Below are 18956 nucleotides of genomic sequence, written 5' to 3' on the forward strand. Positions count from 1 at the left end.
ATAAGCCAAAAGACAGCAAAGATCTCTATGCATCTGGCAAAAACAAAGGAGCACATTTACATGAGTACATTATCACCATTAGCCGCGGCCTTTCGCCAAACCTCCTATCCCGTGGGTGGGCATGGTCGCAGACAGATTCAAATTTTAAAAGAAGCCATGGATGAGCTTGATGGCCATCTTGAGAGTGATAATTATGGAACAGGCGAAGGCATAGAGAGCTTTCAGGCGGAAATGGCCGCGTATCTAGGGAAGGAGAAGGCTGTATTTTTCCCGAGCGGGACCATGGCTCAGCAAATTGCCCTGCGCATTTGGTGTGATGAGAAAGGGATCCGTAAGGTAGCCTACCATCCGTTAAGCCATTTGGAAATCCATGAAGAGGATGGCCTGAAGGAGCTGCATCAGATTGAATCGATTCTACTTGGCGAGAAGGATCGGTTGATTCGCTTGGATGAGATTCTTGCGCTGAATGATGAGATTGCCTGTCTCTTGATCGAGCTGCCACAACGTGAAATAGGCGGACAGTTGCCACCGTATGAAGAGCTTGTAGCGATATCAGCGCATTGCCGTGCTAAGGGGATCAAGCTTCATCTGGATGGAGCGAGATTATACGAGGTGCTGCCGTACTATCAGAAATCGGCTGCAGAGTTGTGTGCGCTTTTCGACAGTGTGTATATCTCCTTCTACAAAGGAATCGGCGGACTTGCAGGTGCTATTCTAGCTGGTGATGAGGCGTTTACCATGAAGTCGAAGGTATGGAAAAGACGGCATGGCGGCGATTTGATCAGCCTGTATCCGTATTACCTGAGTGCGAGTTACTATTTCGTGCAGCGTGAGCCTAAAATGGGGCAATATTATGAGCAAGCTGTGGAGCTTGCTGCGCTGTACAATAGCTGCCAACTTGTAAGTACGTTGCCGCAGGTTCCGGTTACGAATATGTTTCACGTTCATATTGCGATGCCGAAGGAGAAGCTCGAGCCGATCCTTGTCGCGTTGTACGCGGAGACAGGAGTAGGGCTGATCCATTATCTGCGAGAGTCGAGCGATGGGATCAGTTCGTTTGAGGTAAGCATAGGCGATGCGTATGCGAAGATTCCGAAAGATAATCTGAAGCGGACGTTTGAGCGGTTGGATGCGAGCTTGCGGGAAATATAAGCTGTTGGAATAGCACTGGCATAGCGCCCTGTCGATCCAAATCTCGTAAGAGATGCGAAACGACAGGGCGCTTTTTTGGGCATCCTCACCAATCGTAACTTTGTACGCCACCAGTTGTCCTTCCAGGACTTAAATCGCCCTAAATCGTAACATTAGTCACCTCAATTCATCAGATTGTGGGTGTTGATGCAGACGTAGAATCGGTATACTTCAAAAAGTAAGCCCTTACATTTTAGCTTGACGGTCAGGAGGAGGGACTTTATTAAGACCGCCGTTAGTACGCAACTGGAAGCTATTTTATAAACCAATGGAGGGAAATGACATGTTCAAAAAGAGTTTAGCAATGTTGCTCAGTATGGTTTGCATGATGATGTTGTTTGGCGTGCTCCCAGCTTTCGCTGCGAATGGACCGATAACGTGGGGTTCCTCGGTCACGGTTTCGAACATCAATACGTTTACAGATGCAGGAACGGATGCACGGGGGCTTAGTCCTGGTACATTCGGATCGGAATATCCGCGGATGATCAAGCTGGCGAATGGCAACTGGCTGGCGGTTGCAGCGATTTATGATAATAACGGCTACACGAAGGTGTCAACGGGAGGAACGAAATTACAGGTATACCTAAGCACTGATAACTGCCGGACGTGGTCCTTAGCGGCCACACTTGGGGAAAATGGCCGTGACCTCGATAACGGACAATTCATTCAGCTGGCGAATGGAGATATTTTACTCGCGATGCGATCAGTACGTTGGCAGGAGTCTTATCAATTAAGAGTGTACAAGAGCACGAATGGCGGTTCGAACTGGAGCTATCTTAGCACGATAGATGAAAAGAACGGTACGCCAGGCTCGCTGGGCAATCCGGATAAAGGCGTGTATGAGCCGCATATGCAAATTTTGAGTGACGGCTCATTGGCTGTCATGTATGCGAATGAAAAGCATGTAACAGAGAGTCCATCCTATAGTCAAATTATTTCGGAGAAGATTTCGACGAATGGCGGCGCGAGCTGGGGAAGTGAGATTTTCGTTGCTTGGGACCCTGGCAATGCAGCAGCACGGCCCGGTATGCCGGTTTTCCAAAAAATGAACAACGGCCAGTATATCGTGACCTTCGAGGTTTGCGGTACGCAAAGCTGTAACGTCTTCACGAAGAAAAGCAATGATGGTAAAACATGGGCGAGCGGTATCGGTGCGCAAGTGCCAAGTCAGCAAGGCGGACCTTACTTGCTCTCACTTACAGATGGCAGAATTTTATTAACCTCCAATGCCAATTTTCTCTCCATTTCCAATGACTATGGGAATACTTGGTACACGAATGATTCTACAGCTTTTGGCAATTCCTTGTGGGCAGCCATGTATCAGACAGGAATGAACGAAGTTGCTTACATTGATTCCGTCAACCGGACGGGAGGTGGCCATAATGTGCAGGTGAAGTTCGGTACCTGGACGAGCACGTATTCGAACAATTTTGCTGCAAATGATAGTGGCTGGGCTCGATATGGAGGTACATGGGCAGTCAGCGGCGGTACCTATAATCTCACTTCTACAAGTGCAGATAAATCGATCCTTACTCCATATCCGTCTAAGCGAAACTATACCCTTGAAGGGGATATCAAGCTTAACAATGCGGGGCAGGGCAGTCTTATTTTCAATGTAACGAATCCAGGAACAGGTGCGGACAGCATGAAAGGGTATGCCGCGGGCATAGACTCGGCTGGGCAAGTATGGTTAGGCCGATTTAACAATAACTGGACACAGCTTGCTCTTGTGAATACAACGATAAGTATAAACACTTTGTATCACGTGAAGGTAGTGGTCAATGAAGGCAATATCAAGGTGTATGTAGGTGATATGACGACGCCGAAGATTAATCTTACCGATACGACGTATGCCAATGGCACGATTGGTGTGCGCGGTGGTTTCAGTAATAGCGTGAGCTTTGACAATATTACGGTTAACTAAAAGTAAATGATGCGTGAGAAAGGGCCTTCGGGCTCTTTTTTTTACACTACCAGTTATCCTCGCACAATACATGTATAATCTCCCGCGCTCCCCTATGGAATATATCCATTAAATTCGTCATTTTCCGCCTAAATTTAAGTCCTACATTGGCTAAATTCATTAGAGCAACTTCATTCTGGCCAAAAAGAGAGAAAACCGAAGATTTGATTGGAATTACCCAATCAAATTGAAATTTCAGCTTGTTTTATGGTCATTTCATTGGATTTTTCCAACAGGAAGGCGAGTTGGGGTTGGGTTGGGTGAAGTGGGTTGAGCTATTTATGCTGAGTAATGTGTGGTATGCATGTTTGTGAAGTAGTTCGCTGTTTCCTTTGGTGCTCGCTCTACAATTATATGTCCTAACGGACACACTGGATGCTAAACGGGATAACGTACACTTTTTCTAGAGCTAACGGACACTACAGCAACTACTTGGGTGAAGTAGACCCCTACTAGCTGATATACAATTGATTAGTTGCAGCTTTGTCCGTTAGCGTTACACAAACCCAGATTTCTAACAAATAGTGTCTTCTATGTCCGAGAGGTCGCGGTAGGGTAACGGTTGCCGTTGCGGTTGAGGAGTGATTCATAGGATCACTGAGACACTTGAAATAAAAAAGAGGCTGAGCAGGTATCCCTGTTTGATTTCTTTTTATTGGATTTTAGTCGAATCGGGCTCGTCGGGACTGCTAAGTCGAAAAAATCGACTTACAGTCTCGAAAGTAGCGCCGCCGGATCCGCTAAGTCGAAAAAATCGACTTGCAGTCTCGAAAGAGGCCCCGCCGGATCCGCTAAGTCGAAAAAATCGACTTACAGTCTCGAAAGAGGCCCCGCTGGATCCCCTAAGTCGAAAAAATCGACTTAGAGGCTTGAAGGAGGCCCCGCCGGATCCGCTAAGTCGAAAAAATCGACTTACAAGCTCGAAAGAGGCCCCGCCGGATCCGCTAAGTCGAAAAAATCGACTTACAGTCTCGAAAGAGGCCCCGCCGGATCCGCTAAGTCGAAAAAATCGACTTGCAGTCTCGAAAGAGGCCTCGCCGGATCCGCTAAGTCGAAAAAATCGACTTACAGTCTCGAAAGAGGCCCCACCGGATCCCCTAAGTCGAAAAAATCGACTTACAGTCTCGAAAGAGGCCCCGCCGAATCTGCTAAGTCGAAAAAATCGACTTACAGTCTCGAAAGAGGCCCCGCCGGATCCGCTAAGTCGAAAAAATCGACTTACAGTCTCGAAAGAGGCCCCGCCGGATCCGCTAAGTCGAAAAAATCGACTTACAAGCTCGAAAGAGGCCCCGCCGGATCCGCTAAGTCGAAAAAATCGACTTACAGTCTCGAAGGAGGCCCCGCCGGATCCGCTAAGTCGAAAAAATCGACTTACAAGCTCGAAAGAGGCGGCGCCGGATCTGCTAAGTCGAAAAAATCGACTTACAGTCTCGAAAGAGGCCCCGCCGGATCCGCTAAGTCGAAAAAATCGACTTACAGTCTCGAAAGAGGCCCCGCCGGCTCCGCTAAGTCGAAAAAATCGACTTAGAGGCTCGAAGGAGGCGCCGCTGGATCCGCTAAGTCGAAAAAATCGACTTACAAGCTCGAAAGAGGCCCCGCCGGATCCCTTACGGACGTCCACTCCCTACGTATGATTTCCCCCTCCAATCGTAACATCGTCACCTTTTACCCATCAGGCCAGCTCATGCATTCTTACGTTTGTTCCCTAAAGTTGAGGGTTTTATCGGTTTAGGCGAGGGACGATTCCCTGTAAAGTTAGAACCAAGGAAAGCCCTTACATCAGCGTGAAAGGGCTTTCGCAACTAACATAAACCGAATGAGAGAGGGTTGTTTATCACTATGAAAAAGAAATTAACAAGCTTACTTACAGCAAGTATTGCGCTTGCTATGGTAGCGACTGGCTGCTCGAGCACAAAAGAAAGCGATACCAAAACAGCTGCTGCCACAACTGCTCCAGCGGCAACGAAAGCTGCAGAGACAACCAAATCAGCGAGCCCGGTAGAGATCACCTTTTGGAATATGTTCGGCGGTGGTGAGGGTGATTTCGTAGATCAAATCGTCAAAGGCTATAACGATTCCCAAAAGGAAGTCATCGTGAAACAACTGCGCCTAGAATCCAATGAGTACTATGCGAAGTTAAGTACAGCGCTTTCTTCTTCCAAAGGACCAGATGTGGCGGTCGCTCACGTGGATCGGATCTCGCCTTTCGTCAAAGCGAAGCAAATTTTGCCGCTTGATGGGCTTGCCAGCAAAGTTGGCTTTGATCTGAAACAAGTCTCCGATTCCAATATCAAGAGCGTGTCCTATGACGGAAAACCGTACGCCGTGCCGTTAGATACCCATTTCCATATGTTCTACTACAACAAGGATCTACTGAAGAAAGCCGAGCTGCTGAACGACGATGGAACGCCAAAGTTGGGTGATCTTACGCCGGATGGCTTTAAGAAAACATTAGCGCAAATTCAAGCGAAGGTACCTGGTGTGCAGGCGCTAGCCGTGAATACACCTTATTTCCAAGAGCCATTCCTGAATTTGTACTATGAAGCAGGCGGCGACATCTTGAATGGTGATATGACGAAATCCGCAATCAATAACGAGAAAGCGTTGAATGTCCTTAAGTTTTACATGGATCTATACAAGAACAAATACAGTGATCTGAACGACAAAACGCCTTGGGATTCGTTCCACAGTGGAAAAGCAGCGCTATGGTTCGGTGGCGTGTGGGAAGCGGGACTGTTGCTGAACGACAAATCCTTGAATATTGGCGCGATGCCGCTGCCAGCCATCTTCGGTAGCCAAACGCACTGGGGAAGCTCCCATTTGCTTGTAGTTCCTTCCTATGTCACGACCGAGAAACAAGAAGCATCAGCGAAATTCATGAAGTACTTCTCTGAAGTTGGCGGCAAAACGTGGGGTCAAGCAGGACACGTACCAACGAACAGTGCTGTAACGACAAGTGACGAGTACAAGAAACTTCCATATCGCAATTTCTTTATTGAAGCACAGAAAACAGTGAAATTTGCTCCGAAAACAGATAAATACACAACGATCATTACAACGGTGTCTGAGTCGCTGCAAAACATTCTTTTCGGTAAGCAAACGCCAGAAGAAGGCTTGAAAACGATGGATAAGCAAATCAATGATATTTTAAGTAACTAATTGTCCGATTGAATCGGGTGGAGCTTCTTAGTAAGCTACTGGGGCTCCACCCGATCTTATACAGAAAGATACAAGGAGAAGAGTGTATGGAGACTAAAGTAATTGAGCAAGATCGGACGCTAGTCCTCCGCCGACGTAAACCGTTACGAATAGCTTTGGAATTGAACGCATTGCTGTATGTGCTGCCGTTTCTGATCCCTTTTGCCATCTTCTATCTGTGGCCCGTGGGGCGAGGCGCTTGGATGAGCTTACATGTTTGGAACATTCAAGGGATGCAGCGATATGTTGGCTTAGCGAATTATAAAAAGATTTTTACGGATAGCAATTTTTATCTCTATGTATGGCACTCGATTTACTTTGTTATCCTCTGTACACCGACCATTATCGTGCTTGGCTTAGGCTTAGCGATGCTGATTAATCAAAATATACGCTTCCGAACGCTTATCCGTTCTATGTTTTTCCTGCCTTATGTACTTTCTGTCTCGGTCATCAGTTTCATCTGGCTTCGGCTTTTCGACTCGAAGTACGGCCCGATTAACGCGTTCTTAAAACTCATTGGTTTACCTAGTGACATTCATTGGCTGACGGATAAACATTTTGCTTGGTGGGCGATTACCCTTGCAACCGATTGGTGGACAGTAGGTTTTGTGATGGTATTGTTCCTAGCTGGCTTACAAGAAATTCCTACGGATCATTATGAAGCTGCGAAAATAGATGGCGCTGGCGCGTGGAAGCAATTCATTCATATTACGCTTCCCGGACTGTCGAGAGTCATGCAAATACAAATTTTTTATCAAATCATCTCGTGCTTAAAGCTGTTTGGGCAAGTACAGATTATGACAGGCGGAGGTCCAGGGGACGCCACGAACACGATGATTCGCTATATCTACGTCACCGGGTTCAAAAAGGATATGTTCGGACTGGCTTCAGCACAATCCATCGTATTCTGCATCCTCATGCTGTTCATCGCAGTGATTCAGTTCAAATTAACAGACAGAAAAGATTGACGGAGGTTGAACATGAAACATTTCACAATCAACATCATCGCCGTGGTGTTGGCTCTCCTATTTATTTTTCCACTGATTTGGATGCTGGTTGTATCTCTCAAACCGGATGGCGTAAATGTCATCTCCATTCAAGACTGGTTCAATTTCTCGGATTTGAATTTGCAGAACTATAAGAAGGTCATTCAAGATTCTCAGATTCTAAGATGGACGTGGAACAGCGCAGTAATCGGCATACTGACAACGGTCATTTCACTGATCTTCAGCTCCTTGGCGGCCTTCTCCTTCTCGAAGCTGCCTTTCAAATCCAGAGGCATGTTCTACGTGCTCATTGTGTCAGGCTTGTTAATCCCAACGGAAGCTATTCTGATTCCCCTTTATGAAACGACGCTTCATTTGAAGCTGATTGATAACATGTGGGCGATTATTCTGCCTGGGCTCACGAATCCAATTGGGATCCTGCTGCTGAAGCAGTTCATGGATGGCGTACCGAAGGATTATATCGAGGCTGCGCAGATTGACGGTTGTAAAAACTTTGGACTATGGTATCGGATATGTCTACCGCTTACTAGATCTGCGATGTTTTCAGTCGGTATTTTCTACTTCATCCTATCGTGGAACAATTTCCTATGGCCGTACCTGACCATTACGTCGCAAGAGAACATGATCTTATCAGCAGGACTACCGACGTTCTTGTCGAATAATATCATGTCCTTGAATATGATCATGGCAGCAAGTGCAATTGCCGCAATACCAACGATTCTGGTGTTTGCTGTGCTGCAGCGTCAAATTGTGCAAGGCGTGGCGATGTCCGGTATTAAAGGTTAAGAAGCTTTCATTTCTACGAGTCAGATTCTCTTCCCAGAAAGGGTTGTTCCAACTTTTGACCCAGACATCAGCATCAGATGTTGTGACAAAACAGCGACACAAACGAATTCCTTCATGGATGTATACATGGACGAGCAGCATTCGCTATAAGTGGATGCTGTTACTGTTCCTCTTTTCTTTAACGCCCCTGCTTGCCTTGGGGTTTATTTCATATTCAATATCGAAATCAACAATCAACAACAAAGTAACGGAATACTCGGAACAGCTCTTGAAACAGACAGCGGAGAATATCGACACAAGGCTTGGGATCTACAAAGATTTGATGATGCAGGTTGTCAATAACAACGACATTGTCACGATGCTGCGGACTTTGGATCGTACAGAGCCATCTCAATATGATCTGGATAGTCTCTCCCTGACAACGAAGCTATCCACCATTATTGCAATTAATCAGGACTTACAGTCGATTTCATTCCTATCTTCAAACCATTTTATCAAGGGCATCTATAGATGGAACGATCGCTCAGCAGACAAAGTATCCCCTTTCCTGCAGACCTTGGAGGACGGGAGCAATTTCCGCTGGTTTTCCACACGATTGGGCACCTATGTAGATAGTCTGAACACGCAAAATGTTCACGTCTTTTCACTGGCCAAACAAATCTATAAGATGTCCGATGATAGTCCTGTTGGGATCATTGCTGTCCTGGATATTCGCGAGGATGTACTGAAAGAAATTGGTGCTCGAACGACCAAGAGTAATATGGATATTGAAAGCTATGTGATTGATGGCAGGGGTCAGATCATTTCGTATCCGGACAGTCAATTGTTGGGCAAAAGTGTGAAAGAAGTGCTAGGCGAAGACGGGTACACGGAGATGTTTCGTTTGGCTGCGGATGAATCCGTTTTTCCATTGAAATATCAAGGTGAACGACTGATCGTGAATTATAAAAAGCTGCATACTAACGACTGGATCGTCGTCAACGTCATTTCGGAGGCTTCCCTGTACAAGGATTCCAACCGATTATTGCAAATCATTTTGGTGATCGCTTTCATTTGTATCTTATTCTCCATCCTGACGGCCATATTGCTGGCGAACTCGATTTCCATGCCGATTCTGAAAATGATTCGATTGATGCGGCAAGTGATGTCAGGTGACCTGACCGTTCGTTTCAAAGCGAAACGTCGTAATGATGAATTCGATATTTTGGGCGAAAACTTTAACTACATGGTGACTCGGATAGATGGTCTTTTGGAAACCGTGTATGAGGAGCAGAATCATAAACGCGTGGCGGAATTGAAGGCGCTGCAAGCGCAAATTAACCCGCATTTTCTCTATAATACCTTAGATATTATTAAATGGACGGCACTTTTGCAGAAAGCCAATCACGCTGCTGAAATGGTTAGTCTCTTATCCCGATTATTGCGCATTAGCTTGGGGAAAGGTGAAGAGACGGTCACCATCGAAGAAGAAATTGAGCATGTCCAATGTTACCTAGGTATTCAAAAATTCAGATTCAACTTTAATATCGAAACGTTCGTTCATCTGGACGAGGAGGTGCGGTTGTACCGCACGCCGAAGCTGATCCTACAGCCCATCGTCGAGAATGCGATACTACATGCATTTACAGATAGAGAAACAGGCGAAATTCATATTCGGTGCAGCGTTCATCCGGATGGCGGAATACGTTTCGAGGTCGTGGATAATGGCCGAGGTATGGATGCAAGTCTTGTTCAAAGCCTAAATCGACATGTAGTACCCTCCGTTGAGAAAGTCAGCGGGATTGGCTTAGCAAATGTAGATGAACGAATTAAACTCATTTGTGGGAAGCCCTATGGTTTGGATATTCAAAGTGAACCTGGAGCAGGTACACACATTACGATCAGACTTCCAGAGATGAAGTAGGTGAAGATCATGTTTCGAGTTGTCATTGTGGAAGATGAGTTTATCGTAAGGTTTGGCATTCGGTCCATGATTGATTGGGAAAAGTTAGGTTTAACCGTGAGCGGTGAGGCAGCCAATGGGCAAGAAGGGTTGGACCTGATCCGCGAAAGCCCGCCTGATATTCTAATCACAGATATCAAAATGCCTGTCATGGATGGCATTACGCTAATTACGGAAGTACGTAAATCTCATCCCCATATGAAGATTGTCATTCTTAGCAATTTGGAGGATTTCCAATATGCGAAGGAAGCCATTCGCAATGGGGTTTCCGAGTATATGATCAAATCGGATATGATGCCGCGTGACCTTGAGGGAACGCTGCTTCGTGTGAGAGATTCGATCAAAGCGGAGTCACCAAGCAGCGAGCAGACTAGTATCGTTGAGCCCATCGTGAAAGAAAAACGGATGCTGGAGCTACTAGAAGAAACGGACGCTGTCCGTAGACAGCAAATCGTACTAAGCTTGCGGCTATCTGAGGTCAAATTACCCTTAGTTGTCCTTCATATCGCAAAGAATATGTGGGCTCAGAGTGTAGAGGAGGGCCAAGCATTAATACGCAAAGCGCTCGATGAAGTCTTGACGACTTCCTCGGAGGAAATCTATGAAGCGTTCCCAGATCGGCAAGGGGAAATGAACGTTCTTCTTTTTACAAGGAAGATGGCAACTACGGGTGTTGCTGAGATGAAGTCATTGGCACAGTCCATACTTCACTATCTGAAGAATCATTATGCGATGTCGTGTACGATAGGCATTAGTATGAGCACGTCCAGCTGGGCGGGACTTCACCAAGCCTACGAGCAAGCGATCGCTGCAGCGAAATATAAAATGTTCATAGGCAGTGAGCGAGCCATTCTGTATGGCGTTGATTATGTACCAGTTAATAGTCAGCGGGCAGATAATATTAAAGTTAGCACAACCCACATCCATTCCATGGTGTATGCCTTTCAAACCAAAGAGCTGCAAGCTTACTTGGAAGATATTTTCGAACAGCTAGCGGCACGCAAGGATTATGATCTCGTGGAAATTATTTCTCTTGAGCTGCTCATTCTGCTAACGTCCCTGTGGTCGGATGTTGCAAGTGATCAGCAAAGCATTCTCCAACTAAAGAAGATGTACTACGAGCAGCTGTCCAAATTAGAGACGATCCAGATGAGTAAGGCCTGGTTCTTGAACGCTTTTGAAGAACTTGCCCAGCATATGATTGGTGTGTATAACAGTGACCGTAATGGCATTATTAAAGCAGCGCAATACATCGGGCAATATTATCAACAAGAGATTTCACTGCAGTCGATTAGCAATCTGGTGCATTTAAGTAAAAACTATTTTGCTAACCTGTTCAAAAAGGAAATGGGCGAGAGCTTCCTGGAGTATCTGACGAGGATTCGCATCGAGAAGGCGAAGGTACTTCTGACAAGCGAGCTCAAAACGGCGGATATTGGCCATTTGGTTGGCATTCCAGACCCCAAATATTTCGCCAAAGTATTTAAAAAAATTACGGGCTCGTCCCCATCGGAATATCGAAATCGAGTAAGGGAGGACAAATCAAGCTAAGTTTTCTCGTGCTGGCATGCAAGCGCTTACCGAGAAGCCATTAGTTTACATGCATTTGGTTGAAGGGGGATTAGAATGTTAGATAAAAAAAGGATGAAACAAAGCGTTGGAATCGGATGTGTGCTCGTACTTGTGCTAACAGGATGTTCTATCTTGTCTACGGGTAACAAGCAAGTAGCTGAAAGCAAGAAAACAGTAGAGAGCGTGGAAACACGCGTAGAAATTTCGTTCTGGAATCCCTTTGGCGGTGGAGAAGGAGAGTTCGTCGAACGTATCGTGCAAAACTTCAATAACTCGCAGAAGGCCGTATATGTGAAGCAGCTTAGATTAGAATCCAACGAATATTATGTGAAACTAAGTACGGCTCTTTCCTCAGGAAAAGGGCCGGATGTGGCCGTTGCTCATGTAGACCGGATGTCACCATTCGTTAAGGCGAAGCAAATTGTGCCGCTGGACGGCTTGGCGAATGAGATTGGATTTGACTTCAAAGACTTGGAGGAGAGCAATGTACAAAGTGTGAGCTTCATGAACAAGCCGTATGCGATGCCGTTGGACACGCATTTTCACATGTTGTACTACAATAAAGCTATCCTGAAAAAAGCGGGTTTGTTAAATGACGATGACACACCTAAGCTTGCGATGTCATCGCCGGAGGCGTTTATTCAAATGCTGCAACAGATTCAAGCCAAAGTACCGAATGTTCAGCCATTTGCTGTGAATACGCCTTACTTCCAAGAGCCATTCCTCAATATGTATTACGAGGCGGGGGGGGATTTGCTAGACGCCAGCATGTTGAAATCGAACATCCATAATGACAAAGCACTTCGTGTTTTGAAGTTTTATCAACAACTCTACGCAGGCAAGCTCGCAGATGTGAACGATAAAACGCCGTGGGATACGTTCCACAATGGCAAAGCCGCACTTTGGATGGGGGGGGTCTGGGAAGCGGGCTATCATCTAAATGAACCCTCCCTTCCCGTTGGTATCATGCCTCTTCCCGTTCTTTTTGGCAGTTCAATGCAATGGGGGAGCTCGCATACACTGGTCATTCCAACGTACGTAACAATGGATAAACAGCGTGCAGCCATGACGTTTATGTCCTATTTCTCGAACGTAGGGTCATTCTTATGGGGCCAAGCCGGACATGTACCTGCCAATCGAGCAGTTCTTCAAAGTCAAGAGTATCTCCAGCTGCCCTATCGTAAGCTCTTCATCGAAGCTCAGCATCATGTCAAATTTGCACCTCAAACGGATAAATATGCGACAATCTTTACAACGCTCTCTGAAGAACTTCAAAGTATTGTCATGGGCGGGCTGGATCCGGATGAGGGGCTTGCTGTACTTGAGAAAAAAATGAATAGTCTTCTGGCTAATTAGGCTGGACATAAGCCAGTAAGGAAAATAAAGTTTGTTGATAGATTAAACCGATCCGTACACATTTTATTTCGAATAAGCCATCTAAGCCGATCAGGCTCGGGTGGCTTTATTGTAGTGTTTTTCCGAAAAAGGATACGCGGCGACAACGCTGGGTGATATTGTCGAGAAAATAACAAACGGACGGACATACCGAAACAATTCGTAGGGCTATTTGATTTCTCAAGAAGACATAGCTCGTAATCGTTTCTTTATCACTTTTTCTTGTCTTTACAAAATTCACTTCTCCTTATAGTCTATAACTACTACTTTTAAAGCGCTTACTAGTCTATTTTTCCGTAAGGGGACACAGATATGTTTCAAAAGATCATGGATTTCCCTAGAAAAAGTATTCATATCAAGCTTCTCCTATTTTTCTTAGCTACATCTGTTATTCCCTTACTCATTATGGGTTATTTGTCGTATAACCGATCCTCTGAGATTGTTAATACACAATTTGGGGATTATGGCGAATATTCCGTTAAGCAATTCAGCGAATTGGTGGATATGAATTTTAGGCAAATGAGCAGTATTTCTGATGATGTCATTAATTATGCGATGAGAACCAAACAGAGTTTTATGGATGGACAAGCGGGTGGCACCTATGAGGATTTGCTTGCAGAAAATGAGCTTTTTAATTTCTTGCGGGCTCATCATAATGGGGATGTGAAAGGAATATTCCTGATTACAGATTTAGGGGAAGTGTACGGCACGAACACGCTCAATACAAAGCAATTTGCAAGTTTATTACAGAAGCCTTTGTGGTCCGAAGATCGTTTGGGTAAGCAGTGGCTAGGATTTCATAAACCAGATTATTATTTTAGTGATATCTTACTCAACGGACCTGTGATCAGCCTGTTTCTCAAAGTGAAGAATACGAATGTGATGAATTCAAGTGCACGTTTATTGATCGACTTGGATGCCAAACATATTCTTGATTTGATTCAAAGTTTTGAAAGAGATATTCACTCCACCTTAAAAATTACGGACCATGACGGTAAAATCATCTATGTGTCGGAGTCGTACAAGGAGAATCAGGATGACATCATTTGGAAGAGTCAATTAGTTACCAGTAATTGGGGCATGGAAGTAAGGGTACCTAATAAGAATTTCTATCTTTCCTCAGAAATTATTAAGAAGTACACGCTTTCAGTTGTTATTGGTGCTATGCTGTTATCTTTAGTGTTGTCTGAATTGTTCTCCAACCACATTACGCGGCGCATAAAGAGACTTAATCGTGCCATCCATAAGGTAGCCAAAGGCGATTTATCCGTTCAAACGAAAGTGACTTCAAGTGATGAGCTTGCGAACTTAAGTCATAATTTTAACTTTATGGTGGAAGAGGTTCAATCTTTACTAATCGAAGTAACCCATACGGAATCGCTAAAAAGAGAGGCCGAATTACGAGCGCTTCATTATCAGATTAACCCGCATCTCTTGTTTAACACGCTGAATTTAATTCAATGGAAAGCGCTTTTAGAGAAGCAACATGATATTCACGATATGATGGTTCATCTCACGGAACTACTTCGCAATGGTTTGGACAATACGCAGGAGCTGATTCCGTTAGAGAATGAGTTAGAATTGATTAATCATTATTTGCTTATTCAGAAGCATCGGTTTGGTGACGTTTTTCAATTTGAAAAAATAATAGCTCCTGGGTTAGAGAAACAGCTTATACCTCGAATGTCATTGCAGCCGCTGCTAGAAAATATTTTCTTCCATGCCTTTACAGATGGGGAAGGTCTCATTATACTTCGCGTCCAACAGCAAGGAGCGGAAATGGTAATCGAACTTCAAGATAACGGGAAAGGCATTCATGCTGATCGCTTCCCCGACGTTAATCTCCCCAATTTTTCTGCAAAAGGTAGAGGTGGAGCAGGGATGTATAATGTGAATCAGAAATATATCTTACATTTTGGTAAGGAGTACGGAATAACTGTGATTACTACAGCTGGAGAAGGAACACTGATCCGTTTGAAAAGTCCAATAGAGGTGAAACAGCGTGGATAGTAGAGCGATGAAAGTGTTATTAGTTGACGATGAGCGGCTTGTTCGACAAGCCTTGAGGGTAACGGTAGATTGGTCCAAATACGGTATGGAAGTTGTCGCGGATACAGCCAATGGCCTTTTGGCGCTTGAAGAGATCGTTCAACATCGTCCAGATCTTGTTGTTACGGATATTGTCATGCCCGAGTTGGATGGGATTGAGCTTACACGAAAAATTAAAGAGAGTTTTCCTGAAACGAAGGTTTTGCTGCTAAGCTGTCATAGTGAATTTCATTATGCACAGAAAGGAATGCGCTATGGTGCTTCTGGCTATATTCTGAAGACAACCTTTCATGATCAGGAGTTTGAAGAATATTTGGCACAGTTTCGACAGGAGTTTGATCATGCGCAGCAACCGGTGCTAGAAGTGGATAAATATGACGTATTTAAAGAATGGATTACGAACGAGAAGGACCATGCGGAGAATTCTGACATTGCACAGTTGCTAACGAAAGAATGGCGTTGGATGCTGGAGTCTGGGTGCATCGTATTTATCATCCATCATGAAGATCCGATTGATCTGCAAGTAGGACTAGCACCAATGGATAACTTGGAAGTTATACGGGGCGAGCCCTTTACCTTTCTATTTATTGAGGAGAGAACTAGGGGCCGGGTCATCTCTAAACTTGCACTTATGCTGCAGCACTATCCAAACATGAGATGGCTCGAGCGTGGTCCACTGCATAATATGGAAGATTGGACAGGAGCTGTCACTGCGGGTTACATAGCGTTGAAGCTAGAAGTTCATCATGTCTTGAAAACTGAAATGCATGATGACGCGATCTTGCGAGCCATTCAATATATGAATGAGCACCTAGATAGCAATATTAGCTCGACAGATGTAGCTGGCTATGTTGGCCTCAGTAGGGGACACTTTAGTTCTCTTTTCAAAAAAGTAATCGGTGAGAATTTCATTGATTATGTCAGTAACCGAAGGCTTGAGAAAGTTCAGCATTTATTGCGAATAACAGACTGGACGATCAGTGAAATTGCAGAGAGGGTTGGCATGTCGGATTATAAACACTTTTTTAAGTGGTTTAAACGGAGTACAGGACTGACACCTAATGAGTATCGTATCCAACAAAAACAAGATAAATAACCCAACATAAAGACACCTGAAGGCTGGAAACTCCAAGCTTTTTGGGTGTTTTTCTGTGACATAAAGACACTATGAATGCTACATTCGGAGGTTTGAAAGGGCTTTCAACTTGATTACACTTAGGTGGTAATTAAATAATGAATTGGAGGTCTGCTTATGAAAAAGGTAGTAAACATTTTCGTAGCTCTGAGTTTGGTGATCTGTTCGTTCTTCGGTTTGGATGTATCCACAACATCAGCCAACAACACTTCTTATTACGTGGATTGTTCCAAAAGCTCGAACGGCAGCGGCACGATGACAAGCCCTTGGAATACGCTGACGTCGGTGAACAGCACTACCTTTTTGCCAGGCGATGCGATTTATCTGAAGAAGGGAACGACCTGCACTGGAACGCTAACACCAAAGGGATCGGGATCGAGTGGTTCTCCGATCAAAATAGACGCTTATGGAAGCGGTGCGAAGCCTATTATTAGCGCAGGAACGAATCCGCAAGCGATCGGGCTGTACAATCAGCAATATTGGACGATTCAGAACTTGGAGACGACGGGGGGCAACGGTTACGGTATATATATCCATGCCAGCGGAAGCGGGACTTATAATTATTTTCGTCTAACGAATCTAGTCGTTCATAACGTGACCGGGACTCCGTCCAACAAGAATCAGGGATTGGTCGTTGTGATTACCGATTCCGCTAATTCAATCATCAATGACGTCGTGATCGACAACGTCACTGCCTACTCAACAACGCAATGGGCCGGAATCGAAGTCCAAGGATACTACTCTGGGGCTTTCCAATACGGAACGAAGAACGTGACGGTTCAGAATTCTACCGTTCATGACGTAGCAGGCGACGGCATTATTCTTTTCGGTACAGATACGGGAGTGATCCAGAACAGTCTGGCTTACAATACGGGGCAAATCACAAGCTCTGCGATCGGTACGCCCAACGGTATTTGGACTTGGAACTGCAATGCTTGCACGGTGCAGATGAACGAATCTTACAATAACAAGTCACCAGGCGTAGACGGTGGTTCCTACGATATCGACTATTACAATACGAATAATATCGTCCAATATAATTACGGTCACGATAATCAATCCTATTGTGTAGCGATTTTCTCTGCCGAGAGTACTGCGACGACGAAGCCGATCGTTCGCTATAACATTTGCGCTAACAACGGACGCAATGCAACGTATGCTTATCAGGGCGATATCTACTTGCTCACCTGGAATAGCGGGACTATTAACGGAGCGCAGATTTATAACAACACGATCTACGCTAATCCCGCTGTGGCGGCACCGGCTCTAAATAACGCTGCGGCTTTCTCGGGGACGAATGCCAACTTCTTCAAGAACAATCTCATCTATTCCGCTTCAACTAAGTTTGTTAGCTCGAATACTTCCGTGAGCTTGAATAACAATTTATATTGGTATACGGGAACTGGCACGCCAACATGGACTTACGGTGCAACGACGTATAATGGATTTGCCTCCTATAAGAGCGGTAGCGGGCAGGATGCCAGCGGTGTAAATGCAAACCCGTTGATGAATAGTCCGACCTATCATGCCGTGGGGAAACCCGTAACGGAATTTACGCTACAAACAGGTTCTCCAGCAATTGGAGCGGGCGCGCTCATTGCCAGCAACGGCGGTAGGGACTTCTATAATAACCCTGTGTCTTCTACTGTAGCGCCAAACATCGGAGCCGATCAATGATGAGGGTTTGGCGAAGAATTGTATTCCTAGCCATTGCGTTCATCGCAATGGCTAGCTTGTTGTTAACCTACCGTAATTCGGAGCAAGTGTCTTCCGAGAACATCATAGCCTATGTCGATGGAGAACCTATTGATGAGCGGGAGTGGCTGTATTACTGGCAGCGGGTATCGACCGCCAGCACAACTGTGGATGAGGTCAATCGTATGGCAATGGAAGCGCTCGTTACGGTGAAGATGCAACAAATTCTCGCCCGCCGGTACGGACTGATTAGCGATATTAGTTATGGCGGCATATTACAGGAGCTTGCCAAGGAGAACTCTCGCAGAAAGTCGGCAAAAGCGAAAGGTCAGGTTGTCTACGGCCCCCTTCAGTTAAGTGAATCCAATTACTATGATTACTTCATATCCAATTTGATTAATCGAACCCAAGCCACTTATTCGACTGACGAAGGACACTTCACCGAGCAGGAGCTTCTAACTGAATATGAATCGAGGAAATGGAGCAAATACCGGATGCAGCCCGAAATCCTGATTAAGAAGATCCGGTTCTCGTTCTCGGATAATAACGGGAACGTTAATGCCGATGACAAAGAAGCTGCAAGGGTATTAGCGAACAAGGCGCGAATAAGATGGGGTGACGGAGAGTCGCTCCCAAACGTTGAAAGGCAAGTATTCAACAGCGAGAGCGCGTACGAGGATGCGAGAATAAGTTCGTTGTTGCTAGCGGAAGCAATGAAGCTGATGCCTGGGCAAATCAGCAGCGTACTCGAATATGGGAATAGCTATACTATTTTTCAGGTCGAGACGCGCCGAGAGGGAGATCTTACTCCATTCTCTCAAGCGAAAGAAGACATCCAAAGAGGATTGTCCGAAGAACAGTATGCAGCTGCCGTAAAAAATATGGCGACGCATGCAGAAGTGAGATATAAATGATTTGAAGTTGTCGACGCGCAAAAATAAGATAGATGATCGGACATAAAGACACCAGAGGGCTGAGAATACCAAGATTCGCGGGTGTTATTCGATGACATAATGACACTAT

The 18956-nt window shown here is 45.2% G+C and carries 13 protein-coding genes; 12 read left to right on the forward strand and 1 reads right to left on the reverse strand.

Annotation, left to right across the window (positions count from 1 at the left end):
- The first annotated feature begins 60 nt into the window (after nt 1-60).
- Both AC58QO_RS08795 and AC58QO_RS08800 read left to right on the forward strand, forming a co-directional pair.
- Nucleotides 61-1152, forward strand: coding sequence for a threonine aldolase family protein (locus tag AC58QO_RS08795; protein WP_497264914.1), 1092 nt, complete (start codon nt 61-63; stop codon nt 1150-1152).
- 322 nt (nt 1153-1474) lie between these two features.
- Nucleotides 1475-3115 carry a sialidase family protein gene (locus AC58QO_RS08800; protein ID WP_497264915.1) on the forward strand — a complete coding sequence of 547 codons (1641 nt, stop codon included), beginning with the start codon at nt 1475-1477 and terminating at the stop codon, nt 3113-3115.
- Between the two features lie 691 nt (nt 3116-3806).
- On the opposite strand, the gene AC58QO_RS08805 is transcribed toward AC58QO_RS08800, so the two are convergent.
- Nucleotides 3807-4775 (reverse strand): hypothetical protein, encoded by a 969-nt coding sequence (locus AC58QO_RS08805; protein WP_497264916.1) that lies wholly within the window; start codon nt 4773-4775, stop codon nt 3807-3809.
- Between the two features lie 218 nt (nt 4776-4993).
- Between AC58QO_RS08805 and AC58QO_RS08810 the strand changes: the two genes are divergently transcribed.
- The 10 genes from AC58QO_RS08810 (at nt 4994) to AC58QO_RS08855 (ending at nt 18847) form a co-directional block, all read left to right on the forward strand.
- Nucleotides 4994-6313 (forward strand): ABC transporter substrate-binding protein, encoded by a 1320-nt coding sequence (locus AC58QO_RS08810; protein ID WP_497264917.1) that lies wholly within the window; start codon nt 4994-4996, stop codon nt 6311-6313.
- Nucleotides 6314-6399: 86 nt separating this feature from the next.
- Nucleotides 6400-7320 carry a carbohydrate ABC transporter permease gene (locus AC58QO_RS08815; protein ID WP_497264918.1) on the forward strand — a complete coding sequence of 307 codons (921 nt, stop codon included), beginning with the start codon at nt 6400-6402 and terminating at the stop codon, nt 7318-7320.
- A gap of 12 nt (nt 7321-7332) precedes the next feature.
- On the forward strand, nt 7333-8145 hold the full coding sequence (locus AC58QO_RS08820) for a carbohydrate ABC transporter permease (protein ID WP_497264919.1): 813 nt from the start codon (nt 7333-7335) through the stop codon (nt 8143-8145).
- Nucleotides 8146-8200: 55 nt separating this feature from the next.
- On the forward strand, nt 8201-10048 hold the full coding sequence (locus tag AC58QO_RS08825; RefSeq protein WP_497264920.1) for a sensor histidine kinase: 1848 nt from the start codon (nt 8201-8203) through the stop codon (nt 10046-10048).
- A gap of 9 nt (nt 10049-10057) precedes the next feature.
- Nucleotides 10058-11638 carry a response regulator transcription factor gene (locus AC58QO_RS08830; protein ID WP_497264921.1) on the forward strand — a complete coding sequence of 527 codons (1581 nt, stop codon included), beginning with the start codon at nt 10058-10060 and terminating at the stop codon, nt 11636-11638.
- A gap of 75 nt (nt 11639-11713) precedes the next feature.
- Entirely contained in the window at nt 11714-13015 is a 1302-nt protein-coding gene (locus tag AC58QO_RS08835) for an ABC transporter substrate-binding protein (protein WP_497264922.1), read from the forward strand.
- Between the two features lie 351 nt (nt 13016-13366).
- Nucleotides 13367-15064, forward strand: coding sequence for a sensor histidine kinase (locus AC58QO_RS08840; RefSeq protein WP_497264923.1), 1698 nt, complete (start codon nt 13367-13369; stop codon nt 15062-15064).
- 7 nt (nt 15065-15071) lie between these two features.
- Nucleotides 15072-16199, forward strand: a complete 1128-nt coding sequence (locus AC58QO_RS08845; RefSeq protein ID WP_497264925.1) for a response regulator transcription factor — start codon at nt 15072-15074, stop codon at nt 16197-16199.
- Between the two features lie 156 nt (nt 16200-16355).
- A complete protein-coding gene (locus AC58QO_RS08850) occupies nt 16356-17915 on the forward strand; it encodes a right-handed parallel beta-helix repeat-containing protein (protein WP_497264926.1) in 1560 nt (519 codons plus the stop codon).
- Nucleotides 17912-18847, forward strand: a complete 936-nt coding sequence (locus AC58QO_RS08855; RefSeq protein ID WP_497264927.1) for a peptidyl-prolyl cis-trans isomerase — start codon at nt 17912-17914, stop codon at nt 18845-18847. Before AC58QO_RS08850 ends, AC58QO_RS08855 begins: the two co-directional genes overlap by 4 nt.
- Nucleotides 18848-18956 lie beyond the last annotated feature (109 nt).

Source organism: Paenibacillus sp. J31R30 (assembly GCF_059692115.1).